Origin of the sequence: Thiohalobacter sp. COW1 (assembly GCF_016629505.1) — a bacterium.
In the GTDB taxonomy this organism is placed as follows: Bacteria; Pseudomonadota; Gammaproteobacteria; order Thiohalobacterales; family Thiohalobacteraceae; genus Thiohalobacter; species Thiohalobacter thiocyanaticus_A.
Genome location: NZ_AP024239.1, coordinates 348,792 through 366,289, shown reverse-complemented (window position 1 = coordinate 366,289; position 17,498 = coordinate 348,792). Strand labels below are relative to the sequence as shown.

15 protein-coding genes are annotated in these 17,498 nt (G+C 65.3%); 2 read left to right on the top strand and 13 right to left on the bottom strand.

The features are described 5' to 3' along the window. Window positions 1-25: 25 nt before the first annotated feature. The 11 genes from prsT to COW1_RS01575 form a co-directional block, all read right to left on the bottom strand. Window positions 26-2,788, bottom strand: a complete 2,763-nt coding sequence (prsT, locus tag COW1_RS01625) for an XrtA/PEP-CTERM system TPR-repeat protein PrsT (protein ID WP_201345231.1) — start codon at window positions 2,786-2,788, stop codon at window positions 26-28. 21 nt (window positions 2,789-2,809) lie between these two features. Next, window positions 2,810-4,174, bottom strand: coding sequence for a PEP-CTERM-box response regulator transcription factor (prsR, locus tag COW1_RS01620; protein WP_096367596.1), 1,365 nt, complete (start codon window positions 4,172-4,174; stop codon window positions 2,810-2,812). Window positions 4,175-4,217: 43 nt separating this feature from the next. Further along, a complete protein-coding gene (gene prsK / locus COW1_RS01615; protein ID WP_201345230.1) occupies window positions 4,218-5,741 on the bottom strand; it encodes an XrtA/PEP-CTERM system histidine kinase PrsK in 1,524 nt (507 codons plus the stop codon). Beyond that, a complete protein-coding gene (locus tag COW1_RS01610) occupies window positions 5,741-6,280 on the bottom strand; it encodes a hypothetical protein (protein WP_201345229.1) in 540 nt (179 codons plus the stop codon). Before COW1_RS01610 ends, prsK begins: the two co-directional genes overlap by 1 nt. Before the next feature lie 181 nt (window positions 6,281-6,461). Further along, a complete protein-coding gene (locus COW1_RS01605) occupies window positions 6,462-7,862 on the bottom strand; it encodes a TIGR03013 family XrtA/PEP-CTERM system glycosyltransferase (protein WP_201345228.1) in 1,401 nt (466 codons plus the stop codon). Window positions 7,863-8,005: 143 nt separating this feature from the next. After that, window positions 8,006-8,479, bottom strand: a complete 474-nt coding sequence (locus COW1_RS01600) for a cyclic nucleotide-binding domain-containing protein (protein WP_096366784.1) — start codon at window positions 8,477-8,479, stop codon at window positions 8,006-8,008. A gap of 18 nt (window positions 8,480-8,497) precedes the next feature. Continuing rightward, window positions 8,498-9,505 carry an NAD-dependent epimerase gene (locus COW1_RS01595; protein WP_096366785.1) on the bottom strand — a complete coding sequence of 336 codons (1,008 nt, stop codon included), beginning with the start codon at window positions 9,503-9,505 and terminating at the stop codon, window positions 8,498-8,500. 145 nt (window positions 9,506-9,650) lie between these two features. Further along, entirely contained in the window at window positions 9,651-10,925 is a 1,275-nt protein-coding gene (tviB, locus tag COW1_RS01590; RefSeq protein WP_370590895.1) for a Vi polysaccharide biosynthesis UDP-N-acetylglucosamine C-6 dehydrogenase TviB, read from the bottom strand. A gap of 109 nt (window positions 10,926-11,034) precedes the next feature. Then, entirely contained in the window at window positions 11,035-11,763 is a 729-nt protein-coding gene (gene dnaQ / locus COW1_RS01585) for a DNA polymerase III subunit epsilon (RefSeq protein WP_201345226.1), read from the bottom strand. A 168-nt stretch (window positions 11,764-11,931) separates the two neighbouring features. Next, window positions 11,932-12,381 (bottom strand): ribonuclease HI, encoded by a 450-nt coding sequence (gene rnhA / locus COW1_RS01580; RefSeq protein WP_096366787.1) that lies wholly within the window; start codon window positions 12,379-12,381, stop codon window positions 11,932-11,934. A gap of 12 nt (window positions 12,382-12,393) precedes the next feature. Continuing rightward, window positions 12,394-13,101, bottom strand: a complete 708-nt coding sequence (locus tag COW1_RS01575; RefSeq protein WP_157745645.1) for a methyltransferase domain-containing protein — start codon at window positions 13,099-13,101, stop codon at window positions 12,394-12,396. A 146-nt stretch (window positions 13,102-13,247) separates the two neighbouring features. Between COW1_RS01575 and COW1_RS01570 the strand changes: the two genes are divergently transcribed. Continuing rightward, window positions 13,248-14,858, top strand: coding sequence for a LysM peptidoglycan-binding domain-containing protein (locus tag COW1_RS01570; protein WP_096366789.1), 1,611 nt, complete (start codon window positions 13,248-13,250; stop codon window positions 14,856-14,858). A 195-nt stretch (window positions 14,859-15,053) separates the two neighbouring features. Then, the gene (locus COW1_RS01565; RefSeq protein ID WP_096366790.1) at window positions 15,054-15,839 is read left to right on the top strand and encodes a phytanoyl-CoA dioxygenase family protein; all 786 of its coding nucleotides are present in this window, start codon (window positions 15,054-15,056) and stop codon (window positions 15,837-15,839) included. Window positions 15,840-15,914: 75 nt separating this feature from the next. Here the strand turns inward: COW1_RS01565 and COW1_RS01560 are convergent, their stop codons facing one another. Next, on the bottom strand, window positions 15,915-16,508 hold the full coding sequence (locus COW1_RS01560; RefSeq protein WP_201345225.1) for an NTP transferase domain-containing protein: 594 nt from the start codon (window positions 16,506-16,508) through the stop codon (window positions 15,915-15,917). Further along, complete coding sequence (locus COW1_RS01555) at window positions 16,505-17,494, bottom strand: XdhC family protein (protein WP_201345224.1); 990 nt, start codon at window positions 17,492-17,494, stop codon at window positions 16,505-16,507. The genes COW1_RS01560 and COW1_RS01555 overlap by 4 nt, the downstream gene beginning before the upstream one ends. Between the last annotated feature and the right edge of the window lie 4 nt (window positions 17,495-17,498).

Below are 17,498 nucleotides of genomic sequence, written 5' to 3'. Positions count from 1 at the left end.
TGGAATAATCCGTGTCGGGGGGTTGTCAGTCTGCGCTGTTCAACTGCTGATACAGCGAGCGCGCCTGTTCGGGTCGGGACAGCTCATCGAACCGGCGTTCGATCTCCCTGAGTTCCAGCAGGGCAGCCTTGTTCTTGCCGTTGCGGTGATAGGCCGCTGCCAGGTGATAGCGGATATCGGGGATATGCGGGGCCAGCACCGCCGCTTCCTTCAGCAGCCGCTCGGCCTCGACCGGTCGGTCGTTCTTCAACAGCAGCCAGCCATAGGTATCGATGATCTCGGGACGTGAAGCCGACAGCTCATAGGCCCTGGCCGCGTACTCCAGCCCGCGTTCGGGATCCGTTTCGGCGGCGATGACCGCGGCATTGTTCAGCGCCGGGACGTTGTCCGGCTGCCTTTCGAGCACCGTCTGATATTCCTCCAGCGCGGCCGCGGACTCGCCGGCGCGACCGAGGTCGGAGGCATAGATCAGTCGAACATCGGTATCGTCAGGGTATGACTGCAGCCAGGTCTCAAGCACTGTCCGCGCCGGGCCGGTGTCTCCCTGCGCCTTATGCACACGGTAGAGCTTGGTCATCAGGGGACGCGTGGCGCTTCTGGCATAGGCCTGGCGATAGGCCTCAAGCGCCTCAGCCGGCGCCTGTCGGCGCATGTGAAAGTCACCTTCCAGTTCGAATCCCAGGCCGATGTCCGCATATTCTTCTTGCGTCCGTTCAATCAGGGCCAGGGCCTTGTCGTCCTGTCCCTGCGCGGCATAGGCCTCGGTCAGCAGAATCCGGGCTTCGATGTCCTCCACTCCCAGTTCCAGGGCACGTTCCAGCGGGGCGATGGCCTTGCCGGTCTCATTTCGCGCCAGATGCAGGCGGCCGAGCAGATAATGCGCATAGCCGTTTTCCGGCGTCTTTTCGACCAGTGATCTGATGGTGGCCTCGGCATTGGCATGGTTGCCGCTGTTGATCTGCACCAGGCCGAGCTTGGCAAGCACCCGCGGCTGTCCCGGATGCCGGCGGTCCAGATCGGACAATACGACCAGGGCCTTGTTCAACTCATCGTTGCGGGCCAGATAATCGGCATAGGCCAGTCCCGGCTGCAGTTCGTTGTCATGGCCTTCATAGGCCTTCCGGTACAGGTCCGCGGCGCCTTTCCGATCACCCGTGGCCTCGGCAAGTCTGGCCCGTGCCAGCAGTACCCCTGGTGATCCCGCCCCCTGGCGTTCGGCACGTTCGAGGATATCCGCGGCGGCGGCCGCATTGCCGTCCTGAAACTCGACATTGGCCAGGTTGATATAGGCAGCGGAGAACGCCGGATCCGCGTCGATCGCCTGCTGCAGGGTCTGACGCGCGGCCCTGCGCTCACCCATGGCCAGCTGGACCACAGCATGCAGATTGGCCGCTTCCGCGCTGTCCGGATACCTGTTGCGCATTGCCTCCACGGCACGCAAGGCGGCGGCATGATCCTCCAGCGCCATGTAGGACATGACCAGCAGGCGGTCATAGCCCATGCCGCCCTCGGCATCAGTGAGTGAACGCAGTTCCTCCAGTCCCGTTTCCCGGTCCCCCTGCAGAATGCGTCCCATCGCCAGCTGCGCCTGGACCGGCAGCGCTTCCGGCGCGATTTCCCGCGCCCGTTCCAGATACTCCATGGCCCGTTCGACCTCGCCGACCTGCATGTAGGCCGCACCGAGTTGAGCCAGATACCCGGCATTGTCCCTGGCGGCTTCGGCGGCCGGCTGCATGATCTCGATCGCCTCCTTCACCTTGCCCTGCTGCAGACTGATGCTGCCCAGCATCTGCCTTGCCGGTACATGCGCCGGGGCGTATTCCAGATAATCGCTCAGATAGAGCCGGGCCTGATCCAGATTGCCGCGCTGATGATGAATGGTCCCCAGGAACAGCATCGCCGGCGCGTGCTTGGGCTGCACCGACAGGACCTTGTTGAAGGCGGCGAGCGCCTGATCATGGTTGCCGGCACTGAATTCGAGCAGGCCATCAAGGTGTATCACCTGGGCGTTCTCCGGCAGCACTTCCAGCAACTCGTCGACAACCGGACGCGCCGCGGAGAACTCGCCCTGGACGATCAGCGCCTGGGCCTTGCCGAGACGGGCAACGATATCGTCCGGCCTGACCTCCAGCGCCCGGTCGAACCAGGTCACCGCCTCCGGTCGTTTCTCGGCCGCGAGAATCTGTGCCTTGACCAGGTTGGCACTGTAGCTGCCGCGATCGCTGTCCAGCGCCCGGTCGACAAGCTGGTGCGCCTGTGCATGATCGCCGGCGTTGTAGGCCAGCTGGGCCAGGCCGAGATGGGCATCGGCGTGCTTGTCGTCCAGGGTCAGCGCCTGGCGGAACTGCTCCTCGGCCTGAGTCAGTTCGCCCTGGGCCATCAGGGCCTGGGCACGCAGCACCCGGATATCGGCGGCCAGCGCCGCCGGATCATCCGCCGTGACCTCGATTTCCTGCAGTACCTCGTCGAACCTGGCCTGCCGCAGCAGGGACTGGGCCAGTCCGGTGACCCAGTCGGCGCGCGCCGCCTTTAGCCGCCGCGCCTGCCTGAACTCCTTTTCCGCCGCCGCGGCATCGCCGGTTTCGAGATGGATCCGGGCCAGCAGCAGCCGGGCATCACGGTTGTCCGGCGCCTCCTTCAGGGCGTTTTTCAGCTGGATCACCGCGGCCCGGTATTCCTGCCTGGCATAGTAGTCCCTGGCCTCCTCCAGATAGTCCGCGGCCACCGCGGTGATGGGAAGCAGCAGTCCTGCGATCATTCCCCGGATCAATCGTGTGCTGGCATGCATGGTCATATCCTTTTTATTCCGCTATTTCGCCTGGATATTCAGGTTGTATTTCTTTACCAGTGAATAGAAGGTGGGACGGGTGATGCCGAGCAGTTCGGCGGCCTGCGAAACATTGCCGGAGGCATACTGGTAGGCACGCAGCAGCGCCTTGCTTTCCGCTTCCTCGCGGATCTGACGCAGGTTGAAGGGCAGGGACTGGTCCTGATCGCCGGGGTCCAGTTCCAGGTCGGCGGCGGCGATGTGCTTGCCCTCAGCCATGATGATGGCGCGCTTGACCCGGTTCTCCAGTTCACGCACGTTGCCCGGCCAGCTGTAATTCTCGATCGCGGCCAGGGCGTCGGGGGCAAAGCGGACGGAATTCTTCTTGAACTGATCGGCATACTGATTGAGGAAATAATTCGCCAGCACCACCGCCTCGCCCTGACGCTCGCTCAGTGACGGGATATTGATGGTGATTTCGCTGATGCGATAGTAGAGATCCTCGCGGAAGGCGCCCTGCTGGATCTGTTCCTGCAGGTTGCGATGGGTGGCGCAGACCACGCGGACATCGACCGGGATCTCCTTGCGCCCGCCCACACGCACGATCACCCGTTCCTGCAGGAAGCGGAGCAGCTTGGCCTGCAACGGCAGCGGCAGATCACCCACCTCGTCCAGGAACAGGGTGCCGCCGTTGGCGCACTCGACGTTGCCCGGGGTAGTCTTGTTGGCGCCGGTGAAAGCGCCCTTCTCATAACCGAACAACTCGCTTTCCAGCAGGTTCTCCGGGATGGCGGCACAGTTGATGGCAATCCAGGGCTGGTCGGCGCGCGGGCTCAGTTCATGGAGGCTGCGGGCGAGCAGTTCCTTGCCGGTGCCGGAATCCCCCAGCAGCAGGGCCGTGGCATCGGTGGGCGCGAGCTTCTCGATCTTGCGGCAGACCTCGAGCATTTCGGGGCTGGTCGCGATGATGCCCGCCAGGGGGGATTCGGCGGCCGGATTCACACTCCGCTGCTGTTCTTCCAGTTCATGCAGATGCCAGGCCCGTTCCACGATGAAACCCAGCAGTTCCGGATCCGCCGGTTTCTGGCAGAACAGCCAGGCACCCTCAGCGATGGCGCGAATGGCATTTTCACTGTCGTTGTTGCCGGTGACCACGATCACCTTGGTCCTGGGCGCCAGGGACAGAATCTGGCCCAGCGTGGCCAGCCCCTCGGTGGCGCCGCCCGGGTCCGGCGGCAATCCCAGATCCAGCGTCACCACCGCCGGTTCGTGACGCCGCAGCTGGGCGATGGCGTTCTCGCGGTCACTGGCGGTGACGACCTCGAACTCATCGAATGACCATTTCAGCGCGCTTTGCAGACCGGGGTCATCCTCGACGATCAGCAGTGTTTTCTTCCTTGCGTTCACCTGTACTCCCACATCAGCTGAGGTGATCGGATTCCCCGCACATTCAGGCGACCTGCTCCTGCTCCGTGTCGGGGCAGGGCAACAGAATCCTGAAGGTTGATCCCGCACCCGGCTGGCTCTGCACCATGATATCGCCGCCCAGCGACCGGATGTATTCGCGACTCTCGTATGCACCGACCCCCATGCCGACGTCACCCTTGGTGGTGTCGAAGGGACGGAACAGGCGTTCCTGGATGAACTCGGGTTCCATGCCGATGCCGTCGTCACTGACGCTCACCTGGACATGCCCCTCCGTGCGCTCCACGCTGACCCGGACATGACCGTCCCGGGTAGTGGCCTGCTGGGCATTCTGCACGATATTGCGCAGGGCAGTGCGCAGCCGGTCCGGATCCACGGTCAACTCGATCTCCGCGAGCTCGTTGTGCAGTTGGGGACGGGGCTCATAGACGGACAACTCCTCCATCACCGAGTTCAACAGCCGCTCCAGCCTGATCGGGCGTGGCCGGTTCTCGCTCAATCCGGACTTGAGCAGATTCATCAGGCGGTTCATCTTGGTGACCGAGTGTTCCATTACGGCGACCACATCGTCGATAAAGGCCGGATTGTGTTTATGCTTGGCGGCGTTCTTGGTAATTATTGATTGTTGGGCAATTATATTCTTCAAATCATGAAGAATATAGGCCGAGAGCCGGTGGAAGCCCTCGAACTGCCGGGCCTCGGTGAGCGCCAGGTTGGCCTCGAGTTGCCCCAGGTAGGCCGCGGCCTGGCAGGTCGCGGTCTTGAGCAGGTCCATCACTTCCCAGTCCAGTCGCACCGTCGCCAGGGGCTTCGCGAGGAAAATCAGTCCGATAAGCTCCCCCCCGTCAAGCAGCGGCACAATCAGCCAGGCCTGGGGGATCTCGGGCAGCCACCCCGGCAGGTGCATGTCGGCATAGCGCTCCGGGCGCTCGCGCCATTCCTGCAGATCTATGACCCACCCATTGGCCTCGACGAAGCGCACCAGATCCGATTCCGCCTCCAGCATCCAGGCCGCCTCAAAGGGTTGGTTCCAGTGGGCAACCGGTGTGTAGGCCGTGGTCGAGCGGCGCAGCCACAGGATACCCGCCGGACTGTCCACGATGCTGGCCACGGCCCGGATCACGCAGACCCTGGGATCGGCTTCCTGTTTGCAGGCCGACAGGGTGCGGGTAAAGCGCAGCCACTGTTCGCGATAGTCGTACTGGTAATTGAAGAAGTGCTTGCTGAAGAATACCCGCAGCTGCGCCCGCGCATGCCCCGAAAACAACAGCGCGGCCAGCCCCAGCAGGGCGGCGGCGACAAACACAATCTGGAGAACATCCCCCCATTCGCCGCCTACCGCGCGGATATAGTAACCGGCTGCCGCCATCACCAGCAGATAAATGCCCGTTCCGATCAGAGTGGCCGTGTGAAAGACCATGCGCCTCGAGACAAAAACGTCCAGCGACCAGTCCGGATTGCGCGCAGCAGAAACCGCGATCAGAGGCACGGCCAGGGCATTGATCGCTCCGCGTGCCTGCCAGATCGCCGGATCCAGCTGATTGAACATCACCGCATTGGAATAAAGGATGAAATCATAGAGGAGATCCCGGCAATCCCGAAGCACAGGTACTTGATTCCCCAGCGCTGGTCGGACTTGGTGTTGCGGAACAGGTTCTCGACCAGCCACAGCACACCCACCACCAGACCCAGATACAGGGCATAGACAAGCTTGAAGGGAATGGCATTGAAGATAGCCACCGGAAACAGCGGCAGCAGCGCCAGCAGCCCCGACAGGCCGTAGGCCGCCAGCGGCCCGGGCGAAAAAGCCCCGAAGAAGGTGGCCGCGCCGCGCTGGGTGCGCAGGATACCGAACAGGAAGATGAACCAGCCGATGAACCGCAGGGCCTCTGCCGTGGGGATGAAGACCACGGCAAGCGGATACTCTGCCGCCACCAGCATGGCATGCACAGCCCACAGCGCCGAGACGCCCACCCCTGCCAGCAGCACCCCGCCCTGAAGGCGGCCACGCCAGCCACTGGCAAGCACCAGCGTCAGGATCAGGTAGGCCAGAGCGGCCAGTCCGTAGCTGTATATACCGATGCTCAATCTTCCCTCGACGGTTTGATCGGTCCCGGTCAGATTCAGCAGTCAGCGAGACGCCCCGCCTGCATGCCGCTCAGCCCGCCATCACGGGCCCGGATACCTGCATTATGAAAGTGCCGTGCCCGGCGGGCAATGCTGATGAGGAAACACAACCGGGCCGCGGCCGATTGACAGCGCCGGGGCTTCAGTGGGCCCCTTTGCCCATCAGAACAACCTCCACGGTCTGCACCAGTATCATCAGATCCAGCAGCAGGCTGTAGTTCTTCACATAGTACAGATCGTACTGCAGCTTCTCGAAGGCGTCCTCTTCCGAAGAGCCGTATTGGTAGCAGACCTGTGCCCAGCCGGTCAGTCCCGGTTTGACCCGGTGACGCTCGTTGTAATACAGGATCTTCTCGGCCAGCTGCTCCACGAACTCGGGCCGTTCCGGACGCGGCCCGACGAAACTCATGTTGCCCCGGAGCACATTGAAGATCTGCGGCAGTTCGTCCAGACGCACCTTGCGTATGATCCCGCCCACGCGCGTCACCCGGGCATCGTTGCGGCTGGCCCATTGGGCGCCGTCCTTTTCGGCATCCGTGCGCATGCTGCGGAACTTCACGATCCGGAAGGGACGGCCGTTTTCCCCGACCCGCACCTGACGGTACAGGATCGGCCCGCGGAAACCGCCCTCGACGAACACGGCGATGGCCACCACCAGCATGAACGGCAGCAGCAGCGGCAGCAGCACCAGGGCCAGCGTGAGATCGAACAGGCGCTTGAGATAAGCACGCACCGCCCCGCCCCGGAACCCGTCCGAGAGGAACATCCAACTCGGGTCCAGCACATCGAGTTTGATCTTGCCCAGTTCGCGCTCGAAGAAACTCAGCAGGTCGACCACGTCGACGCCGCTCATCTTGCAGTCCAGGATCTCGTCCACAGGCAGGCCGCGGCGACGGTCGTCCACCGCCACCACGATTTCGTCGATATCATGATCGGTGACATATTCTGCCAGCGGGCTGTCGATTTCGAGGATGCGTTCGGGATCGACCTGCTCCTCGGCATCGCCCATGCGGGCAAACCCGACCAGATGCAGTTCCCGCATGTCGCTGCTGCGCCGGTAGCGGGTGATCAGGGCGGCCTTTCTGCCCGTACCCAGCACCAGCACCCGCCGCTTGAGCATGGGCTGGTCACCCAGGCGCAGGAACAGGCCGCGGGTCAGGACCAGCCCGAGCAGGCTGATGGAATAGGCGATGGCCAGTGCCCCGCGGCCGAGGAACAGTTCCGGCGCCAGGTAGAAGATCACCGCCAGCGGCACCAGGCTCAGCGCGAAACTGGCCATGGCGCGCAGCAGCAGGCCCTCGAAGCCGTCCCGGGTGCGCCGCTCGTACAGTCCCATCCCGGCCATGCTGAGTACCAGCGTCAGGGAGAACACGATCGCCTTGGGCCAGACCGGCTGGACGCTGGCCACGGTGGCCGGATCGGACTCCCAGAAGCGGATGGCCACGGCCCATTCGAAGGCGAGAAAGAAGAACACACCCTCGAGCACCGCCAGATAGAGAAAGGCGGTGGGGATGTAGTGGCGGAATATCCTGATCGTTGCCATTATGCCGTTCCATGGCGGAATGCGGGGCACTCCGCCGGGATTGTCACCTCGGTACAAGCCGCTTCCCGGAGGCGGCTTCCTTATAGTCTGGACTATATTGTGGCTATCGGCGGCCGGGAATGAAAATTGACCGCCAATGCGGACTACAGCAGCCGATCGATGGAATGCACCTTCAGCCCCCAGGCCAGCAGCGACCAGACCTTGTCGTTGGTCAGCCGCAGCCGCCCCACCAGCATCTCGATGATCTCGCGCAGCACCGGATAACCTATATCCGGATGGGCATCGAAGAAGCGCAGCAGTTCCACCCCGTCGAGCACGGCCAGTTCCACCGGTTCCAGCGTGGTCACGCTGGCCGAACGCGGGCCGGCATCGAACAGCGCCAGTTCGCCGAACACCGCGCCCGGCCCGAGGTCGCACACCCCGGGACGAATATGGCGCTCATCGTCCAGGCTGACGTCACCGGTGACGCGCACCCGCCCGCTGAGCAGCACATAGACTTCATCGCCCGGATCCCCGGCCCGGAACAGACAGTGGTTGGCCGGATAGTCGGCCCGGTGCCAGTACCTGCCCTCGGCGAACCCGGGGTGCTGCAGCAGCGACTGCAGAGACGGCACCACTGCAAGCCTCCCCTGTGCTCAGACCCTGTAGAAATCCCGGTACCAGTCCACGAAACGCGCCACCCCCTCCTCCACGGTGGTGGCGGGCTTGTAGCCGACATCGCGGATCAGGTCCTGGACGTCGGCGTAGGTATCCGGCACGTCACCGGGCTGCAGCGGCAGCATGTTCATCTCCGCCTTGCGGCCCAGGCAGTCCTCCAGCACCTTGATGTAGTGCAGCAGTTCCACCGGCTGATTGTTGCCGATGTTGTACAGCCGGTAAGGGGCGGTCGAGGAGGCCGAGTCCGGCGCGTCGCCGCTCCACTCGGGGTTGGGCTCGGGCACCCGGTCCAGGGTGCGGATCACACCCTCGACGATGTCGTCGATGTAGGTGAAATCGCGCCGATGCTTGCCGTAATTGAACACGTCGATGGGTTCGCCGGCCAGGATGCTGCGGGTGAACTTGAACAGCGCCATGTCCGGCCGCCCCCAGGGGCCGTAGACGGTGAAGAAGCGCAGCCCCGTGGTCGGGATCCGGTACAGGTGGCTGTAGGTATGCGCCATCAGCTCGTTGGCCTTCTTGGAGGCGGCGTACAGGCTGACCGGATGATCCACATTGTCGTGCACCGAGAAGGGCATCTTGGTATTGGCCCCGTAAACCGAACTGCTCGAGGCATAGACCAGGTGCTCGACCCCGTTGTGGCGGCAGCCCTCCAGGATGTTGGCGAAGCCGACCAGGTTGGTGTCGACATAGGCGAGCGGGTTCTCGATCGAATAGCGCACGCCGGCCTGAGCGGCCAGATTGACCACCCGCTGCGGCCGGTGCTGCTCGAACACCCGGGCGATGCCCTCCCGGTCCTCCAGGTCGATGCGCACATCGGTGTAGCCGGAGTGGCCGAGGGTGCGGTCCAGCCGCGCCTGCTTGAGGCTGACATCGTAATAGTCGTTGAGATTGTCGATGCCGATGACCTCGTCGCCGCGCTCGAGCAGCCGCAGCGCCAGTGTGGAGCCGATGAATCCCGCCGAACCCGTGATCAGAACCTTCATTATTCTCTCCCTTGCGAAATCTCGGCTGATACATGAACAAGATAAAACCCCAACGCAGAGTCGCAGAGACGCGGGGGACGCAAAGCATCATTACTACAAAAAGCCTTGCATCCTCTGCGTCTGTGCGACTCTGCGTTGAAAATCGCTAGAGCCGCCCGTCCACCATCTCCGGCGGCAGCACGTATTTCACGTCGAACAGCACCGCGCCGGGTTTGCCCAGGGCGCGGATGCGCTCGGCACCCATCTCCACGAACTGGCGATGCGCCACGGCCAGAATAATGGCGTCGTAGCTGCCGGGTTCAGGCTCGGGGATGACCTCGATGCCGTATTCCTCGCGCGCCTCATCGGGATCGACCCAGGGATCGTAGACGTCCACGCGCGGATGGTAATCCCTGAACTCCGCGACCACATCCACCACCCGGGTGTTGCGCAGATCCGGGCAGTTCTCCTTGAAGGTCAGCCCCATGATCAGGATGTTGGCATCTGAAACGTGGATGCGCTTCTTGGTCATCAGCTTGATGACCTGCTCGGCCACAAAGGCGCCCATGCCGTCGTTCACCCGCCGCCCGGCCAGGATCATGCTGGGGTGATAGCCGATCTGCTGCGCCTTGTGGGTCAGATAATAGGGATCCACGCCGATGCAGTGGCCGCCGACCAGGCCGGGGCGGAAGGGCAGGAAGTTCCACTTGGTGCCGGCGGCCTTGAGCACCTCCTCGGTGTCGATGCCGAGGCGGTTGAAGATCAGGGCCAGTTCGTTGACCAGGGCGATGTTGACGTCGCGCTGGGTGTTCTCGATCACCTTGGCGGCCTCGGCCACCCGGATGCTGCTGGCCTTGTGGGTGCCGGCCGTGATCACGGAACGGTACAGCGCATCGACGAACTCGGCCGTCTCCGGGGTCGAGCCCGAGGTGACCTTGAGGATGGTGGTGACGCGATGCTCCTTGTCGCCCGGATTGATGCGCTCGGGGCTGTAGCCGACGAAGAAGTCCCGGTTGAACTTCAGTCCGGACTCGGCCTCCATGATCGGCACGCAGACCTCCTCGGTCGCCCCCGGGTAGACGGTGGACTCGAAGATGGCGACATCGCCCGGCTTCAGCGCGCGACCGATGGTGCGGCTGGCGCCTTCCAGCGGCCGCAGGTCCGGACGCTTGGCGTCGTCGATCGGGGTGGGCACGGTGGCGATATAGACATTGGCATCGGCGAGTTCGCCGGCGTCGTCGGTGTAGCGCAGCCGGGCTGCCTGGCGCAGTTCCTCGTCGCTGACTTCCAGCGTGCTGTCATGGCCCCGGCGCAGCTCGGCGATGCGCCCGGCATTGATATCGAAGCCCAGGGTGTCATAGCGCCGGCCGAACTCGACCGCCAGCGGCAGCCCCACATAGCCCAGTCCGACGACCGCGATCCGGGCCTGTTCCAGCTTCATCATCCTGATATACCCCTTGATTGTACTGAGTTTTATTCTCTCGACCGACACAACCGGCTCCCGCCGGGTATCGGCCCGTCGCCGCAGATTCTGTAACCGGGAGGAGGCGTCAGCTGTCGCCCGGGAGGGATTCCAGTTCCAGCCAGGCGCAGCTGCCGGCGGCGGCCAGCGTCTCCAGATAACGCCTGTGGGCCTCGCACTCGGTCGTGCTGGCCCGCAGTACCGGCAGCGGCGGGCGCTCCGCCGCCAGCCGGCGAATGGCCTGAGCCCCGCCCTGCCCGGCCTGCTCCGCCTCCCGGCCTTCCAGGGTGAGGCTGGTCTGGCCGCCGGTCATGTGCAGATAGACGTCGGCCAGGATCTCGGCGTCGAGCAGCGCTCCGTGCAGTTCGCGGTTGGAGTTGTCCACCTCGTAGCGCCGGCACAGGGCATCCAGGTTGTTCTTCTGCCCCGGATGCAGCCGCCGCGCCAGTTCCAGGGTATCCAGTACCGTGCAGTGATCCTCCAGCCGGCCCTGCCCTCCGCCCAACAGCGACAGTTCGTGGTTGATGAAGCCGACGTCGAAGGGGGCGTTGTGGATCACCAGTTCCGCCCCGCTGATGAACTTCAGGAAATCCTCTGCCACGTCGGCAAAGCGCGGTTTGTCGGTGAGGAACTCGTTGGTGATGCCATGGACCTCGATCGCGCCCTCGTCGATCTCGCGGTCCGGCTGCAGGTACTGGTGGAAGCTGCGGCGGGTGTGGCGCCGGTTGACCAGTTCCACACAGCCGATCTCGATGATCCGGTGCCCCTGGCTGGGCTCCAGGCCGGTGGTTTCGGTGTCCAGTACGATCTGCCGCATTATGCCCTTCCCCTCGCTTCATTCATGGCGGCCAGGTACCGTGGTGTGCATGCGCCTGACTGTTCCGGCAATAACGGAAGGTCGCAGAGGCACAGGGACGCGAAGAAAATAGAAGTTTCAGAACCTCTGCGCCTTTGCGTCCTCGGCGTTAATCTCACCATCGTCAAGTCAGTCCGCCAGTTCGTCGATGCCGCGGTTGGCCAGCTGGTCGGCACGTTCGTTCTCGGGGTGGCCGGTATGGCCGCGCACCCAGTGCCAGTCTACCTGATGTCGGGCCGCCAGTTCATCCAGTTCGCGCCACAGATCGGCGTTCTTCACCGGTTTGCCGGCCGCGGTTTTCCAGTGTTTGCGCTTCCAGTTCGGCAGCCACTCGGTAATGCCCTTGCGCACATACTGCGAATCGGTGGTCAGCTGCACCCGGCAGGGGCGTTTGAGCGCCTCCAGCGCCCGGATGGCGGCCAGCAACTCCATGCGGTTGTTGGTGGTATGGAGCTCGCCACCGTAGAGTTCGCGTTCGTGGCCGCCGTAGCGCAGCACCGCGCCCCAGCCGCCGGGACCGGGATTGCCGCGGCAGGCGCCGTCGGTGTAGATCTCGACTGTAGTGTTGTCGCTGGTCATGAACTTTTCGTGTCAGCCTCGGCGGGTGGGTTCGATCACACCGGGGGAGAGAAACCTGCGTCGCGGCCGCCAGCGCGGTCGGATGGGCGTCATGCCCACCACCCGTTTGCGGGCCAGCAGCAGGAATCCGGCATTGCCGGGGATGTGATTGACCGCCTCCAGCTGATCGAGAAAACGGGTCCGTTCCAGCAAGCCGGCATGGTTGACCGGCAGGCGGTACAGCAGCGGCTGCACCGCCAGGGTGTCGAATCCCAGCAGCGCCAGCCAGTCGCGCAGCCGGGCCACCCCCAGGAAACGCCCGCACCAGGGCAGCCGACCGCGCCAGCGGGTCAGCAGGCTGCGCCCGCCCCAGATCCCCCAGGGATTGAATCCCACGATGACCAGGTGCCCTTCCGGGATCAGACAGCGTTCGGCCTCGCGCAGGATCTGGTGCGGCTCGGCGGCAAACTCCAGCACATGCGGCAGCAGGATGACATCCAGGCTGTCGCTGCTGACCGGCCAGACATCATTGGCGCTCACCAGTCCGGTGCGGCCCGGGATGGCCTCCGGCGTCTGCACCACCCGGTGCTGCACCCGGCTGCTGTCCAGGGGATCCGCCTGCCAGGGCGGCGCCACGCTCAACAGGTGATAGCCGAACAGGGTCGTCAGACAGTCCCGTACCGCGGTCAGTTCGACCTGTTCCAGGGCCTGGCCGAGCGGGGTCCGGTACCATTCTTGCAAGCCGGGGAAGACCGGCATCGGACATTTGACGCTGTCGGATTGTTTTTTCAACCGCCGCATGGGCTTGCATCATAACCGAAGCGGGCCTGCGAGCGTGAGACAGGTTTGCTTGATTTCACCCCGGCCCGCTGTCAGGATTCGCGCGCATGATCCCAAAATACAACCTAGTACTGTGCACCCTCCTCGCCCTGGCCCTGGCTGCCTGCCAGACCCCGTGGGTGCGTGACGCGCAGCCCCGCGCCGGGGACGCGGCCCCGGCCGTCGCTGAACACCCGACCGCCACCCCCGAACCCGAGACGAAGACGACACCGCCGACCCCGGCCGCACCCGAGGCCCGCATCGAACCGGCCCCGCCGCCGGATCTCTGGACCCGGCTGCGTGCCGGTTTCACCCTGCCCACCCGTCTCGACGACCGCCGGGTCCAGCTGCATCTGCAGTGGTTCAAGCGTCACCCGCATTACCTCAGCCGGGTGGTAGAGCGGGCCGAACCCTACCTGCCCTGGATCCTGGACCGCATCGAACAGGCCGGGGTCCCCACCGAGATCGCCCTGCTGCCCATCGTGGAAAGCGGGTTCAATCCCTTTGCCTACTCCCACGGCCGCGCCGCCGGCCTGTGGCAGTTTATCCCGGCCACCGGCCGGCGCTTCGGGCTGGAACAGAACTGGTGGTATGACGGCCGCCGGGACTGGGTCGCCGCCACCGACGCCGCGCTGGCCTACCTGCAGGCCAACCACGCACGCTTCGACGGCGACTGGCTGCTGTCCCTGGCCGCCTACAATGCCGGTGAGGGTAACGTACTCAAGGCCCAGCGACGCAACCGGGCGCGCAACCGGGCCACCGATTTCTGGTCCCTGGATCTGCCGCGGGAGACGGAAAAGTACGTGCCCAAGCTGCTGGCGCTGCGCGAGGTCTTCACCCATCCCGCGGACTACGGCCTGGAACTGCCGCCGCTGGACCCGGACCAGCGCCTGGAACTGGTCGAGACCGGCGGCCAGCTGGACCTGGCGCTGGCCGCCGAACTGGCCGGGCTGCCGCTGGAGACCCTCTACCGGCTCAATCCCGGTTTCAACCGCTGGGCCACCCCGCCCGACGGGCCGCACCGGCTGGTGCTGCCGCACGGCGCATCTGCCAGATTCAGCCAGGCGCTGGCCGAACTGCCCGAGGCTCAGCGGGTACAGTGGCAACGCCACCGGGTCGCGGCCGGCGACACCCTGATCGGTCTGGCCAGTCAGTATCACACCACCGTGGCGCTGCTGCAGGAGGTCAACCAGCTGCGTGATCACCGCATCCGCCAGGGGGATCACCTGCTCATTCCCACTGCCCGGGAGTCGCTGGAGCGCTACAGCCTGTCGGCCGGCCAGCGCAAACTGGCGCTGCAGAACCGCAAGCGTGCCGGCAACAGGCAGGTGCATGTGGTGCGCGCGGGCGACAGCTTCTGGGATCTGGCGCGGCGCTACAAGGTGGGGGTGAGGGAACTGGCCGGCTGGAACAGCATGGCCCCGACCGATACCCTGCGGGTAGGGCAGAAACTGGTGGTCTGGACCCAGACGCCGGCAGCCGCCAATCCCAATATCGCCCTGCAGCGGGTGCGCTACCGGGTCCGCCAGGGGGATTCGCTGGCGCGCATCTCGCAGCGCTTCAAGGTCAGCATCCGCGACCTGGAGCAGTGGAACGATCTGGACCGCCGCCGCTACCTGCAGCCGGGCCAGGTACTGACCCTCTACGTCGACGTCACCCGCCAGGCCGGCAACGGCTGAGCCCGCGGCCCGCAATAGCGAGCAGGATGGGTGAAGCACAGCGCAACCCATCGCCAGCTGGATAATGGGTTGCGGCGCCGCGCGCCTTCACCCATCCTACTTGCTCTGTAATCCTCGGCCCGCAATAGGATAAAATGGGCGGTCCGGGCACGCTGCCCGGGAGATTGTCAGCGACCCGGACCGATACCCGCCGCCATGCCCGATACCGCCCAGCAGACCGCCGCCTTCAGCACCGGGGAACAGGCCGGTTTTTCCCGTGACGGCTACGTCATCGTCCGCAACCTGGCACCGCCGGCCCTGATGCAGCGGCTGCTCGAGGTCGCCGAGGCCCAGCTGGCCGCCCAGGTGCCGCCGCTCGAATACGAGGCCGATCTGCACTACCCGGGCGCCCCCACCTCGCGCGAGCAGGCCGGCGGGCGCACCGTCCGCCGTCTGCTGCGCGCGCAGTCGCGCGACTGGGCCTTCAGCGAGTGGCTCACCCACCCGCCCCTGCTCAACCGGGTGCGTCAGCTGCTCGGCCCTGCGCTGATCGTGCCGCTGGCCCACCACAACTGCATCATGACCAAGCAGCCGCAGTTCAGTTCCGATACCGGCTGGCACCAGGACACCCGTTACTGGAATTTCACCCGTCCCGACCTGGTCAACGCCTGGCTGGCGCTGGGGCCGGAGCGCGAAGACAACGGCTGCATGCGGCTGATCCCCGGCAGCCACCGGCTGGAACTGCCGCGTGAACGTTACGATGAACAGGAATTCTTCCGCGAGGACCTGGAAGAGAACCGCACGCTGATCGCGCAGCAGCAGATCGCCCTGCTGGAGCCGGGCGACGTGCTGTTCTTCCACGCCCGTACCCTGCACGCCGCCACCCGCAACTACAGCGACCGCACCAAGTACTCGGTGGTATTCACCTTCCGCGCCGCCGACAACCCGCCCAAACCAGGCACCCGCTCGGCCGGGGTGCCGGAACTGCTGCTGCCGGAGTAGGTCGGGGCAGCCGTAGGTCGGGTTAGCGCAGCGTAACCCGACACGCGGGGTAGACGTCGGGTTACGCCTTGCAGGCTAACCCGACCTACGCCATCGATGAAGGTTCTGAAAATCCTCCGGGCGGTCAATGTCACGCAGGACGCCGGGATCGTCCGTCGGCACCCGGCGGAGCCGATGCGCATGCGCCTGCACGATCCCGCGCGCGCCGACATCGCCGTCGAGCTTGAGCAATGCGTCGCGATACGCCGCGCCGAAGCCCACCGGATGGCCCCGTTTTCCCGCGTACGCAGGCGCCCCGATCACATGTTCGTCTACAAGCGTGGCCGCGATGGCGGCAATGGTCTCCGGCCGGATGAACGGCATGTCCGCCAGGGCGATCACCCAGCCCGCCGCCGAATCCCGGGCCCGCACGCCGCAGGCAATGCTGGTCCCCATGCCCGCCTCGGCCCCGGGATTGACCACCACCGGTATGCCGGCAGCGCGCAGCAGCCCGGCCACGGCGGCATCAGCCTTTGCCACCACGGCGACGGTTTCAGGCAGCGCCAGGCGCAGGTTTTCAGCCGCGGCCAGGGCCAGCGGGGTGCCGTCCGGCAATGGCTGCAGCAGCTTGTCGCTGCCGAAGCGGCGACTCTGTCCAGCCGCCAGCAGGATACCCACGGGGCGGCTCATGCGGCGCTGATGCGGTGCACGCCGGCGGCGGGCGCCGCGGCATTACGCAGGGCGGTGATCTCGGCCAGGATGGCGACGGCGATCTCAGGCGGGGTGTGGCTGCCGATGGGCAGGCCGACCGGGGCGTGCAGACGCTGCAGCTGCGTCTCCGGCACCCCCAGGTCGCGCAGCCGTTGCCGGCGCAGTTCGCAGTTGCGGTGCGAGCCGATGGCGCCGACGTAGAAGGCATCGGAGGCCAGTGCGTCCAGCAGCGCCATATCGTCCAGCTTGGGGTCATGGGTCAGGGCCAGCACGATGCTGCGCGAATGGCCGGTATGGGCGGCGACGGCATCGTCGGGCATCAGGGTGACCAGCCGGGTGCCGGGCACCTGCCAGTCACGTGCGTACTCCTCCCGGGGATCGCAGACGATGACGTCGAAATCCAGCATCAGCGCCAGGCGCGAAACGTACTGGGAAAGATGCCCGGCCCCGATCAACAGCATGCGCCAGGCCGGTCCGAACACCCGGATGACACTCGACTCGCCGCAGGCAAAGGTCGGCTCCGGGCCGGCCGGCCGCAGCTGCACCCTGCCGCTGGCCGGATCGACTTCGCGCGCCAGCAGCCGGTGGCCGTCCATGGCCGCGAGCAGCGCATCCAGCTCGGCGGTATCGGTCAGCGCCTCGACCAGCAGTTCCAGCCGCCCGCCGCAGGGCAGACCGAAACGCGTCGCCTCCTCGCGGTTGACGCCATAGTCGATGCGGGTAGGCAGCTCGCCCAGTTCGCCGGACCGGTAGCGCGCCAGCAGATCCTCCTCCACGCAGCCGCCGGAGACCGAGCCGGCATGACTGCCATCGCGGCACATGACCAGCAGCGAGCCGGGCGGACGCGGCGAAGAGCCCCAGGTCTTCAGCACCGTGACCAGCGCGGGCTGGCGGCCGGCGGCCAGCCAGTCGCGGGCAGTCGTCAGGAGCCCGTAATCGTCGCTGCAGACGCGAGATCCGTTCATAACC

Excerpts from the sequence above, each read along its gene's own strand:
- prsT (WP_201345231.1), bottom strand. The coding sequence starts at position 2,788 with ATGCATGCCAGCACACGATTGATCCGGGGAATGATCGCAGGACTGCTG.
- prsK (WP_201345230.1), bottom strand. The coding sequence starts at position 5,741 with ATGTTCAATCAGCTGGATCCGGCGATCTGGCAGGCACGCGGAGCGATC.
- COW1_RS01605 (WP_201345228.1), bottom strand. The coding sequence starts at position 7,862 with ATGGCAACGATCAGGATATTCCGCCACTACATCCCCACCGCCTTTCTC.
- COW1_RS01595 (WP_096366785.1), bottom strand. The coding sequence starts at position 9,505 with ATGAAGGTTCTGATCACGGGTTCGGCGGGATTCATCGGCTCCACACTG.
- tviB (WP_370590895.1), bottom strand. The coding sequence starts at position 10,925 with ATGAAGCTGGAACAGGCCCGGATCGCGGTCGTCGGACTGGGCTATGTG.
- dnaQ (WP_201345226.1), bottom strand. The coding sequence starts at position 11,763 with ATGCGGCAGATCGTACTGGACACCGAAACCACCGGCCTGGAGCCCAGC.
- rnhA (WP_096366787.1), bottom strand. The coding sequence starts at position 12,381 with ATGACCAGCGACAACACTACAGTCGAGATCTACACCGACGGCGCCTGC.
- COW1_RS01570 (WP_096366789.1), top strand. The coding sequence starts at position 13,248 with ATGATCCCAAAATACAACCTAGTACTGTGCACCCTCCTCGCCCTGGCC.
- COW1_RS01565 (WP_096366790.1), top strand. The coding sequence starts at position 15,054 with ATGCCCGATACCGCCCAGCAGACCGCCGCCTTCAGCACCGGGGAACAG.
- COW1_RS01560 (WP_201345225.1), bottom strand. The coding sequence starts at position 16,508 with ATGAGCCGCCCCGTGGGTATCCTGCTGGCGGCTGGACAGAGTCGCCGC.
- COW1_RS01555 (WP_201345224.1), bottom strand. The coding sequence starts at position 17,494 with ATGAACGGATCTCGCGTCTGCAGCGACGATTACGGGCTCCTGACGACT.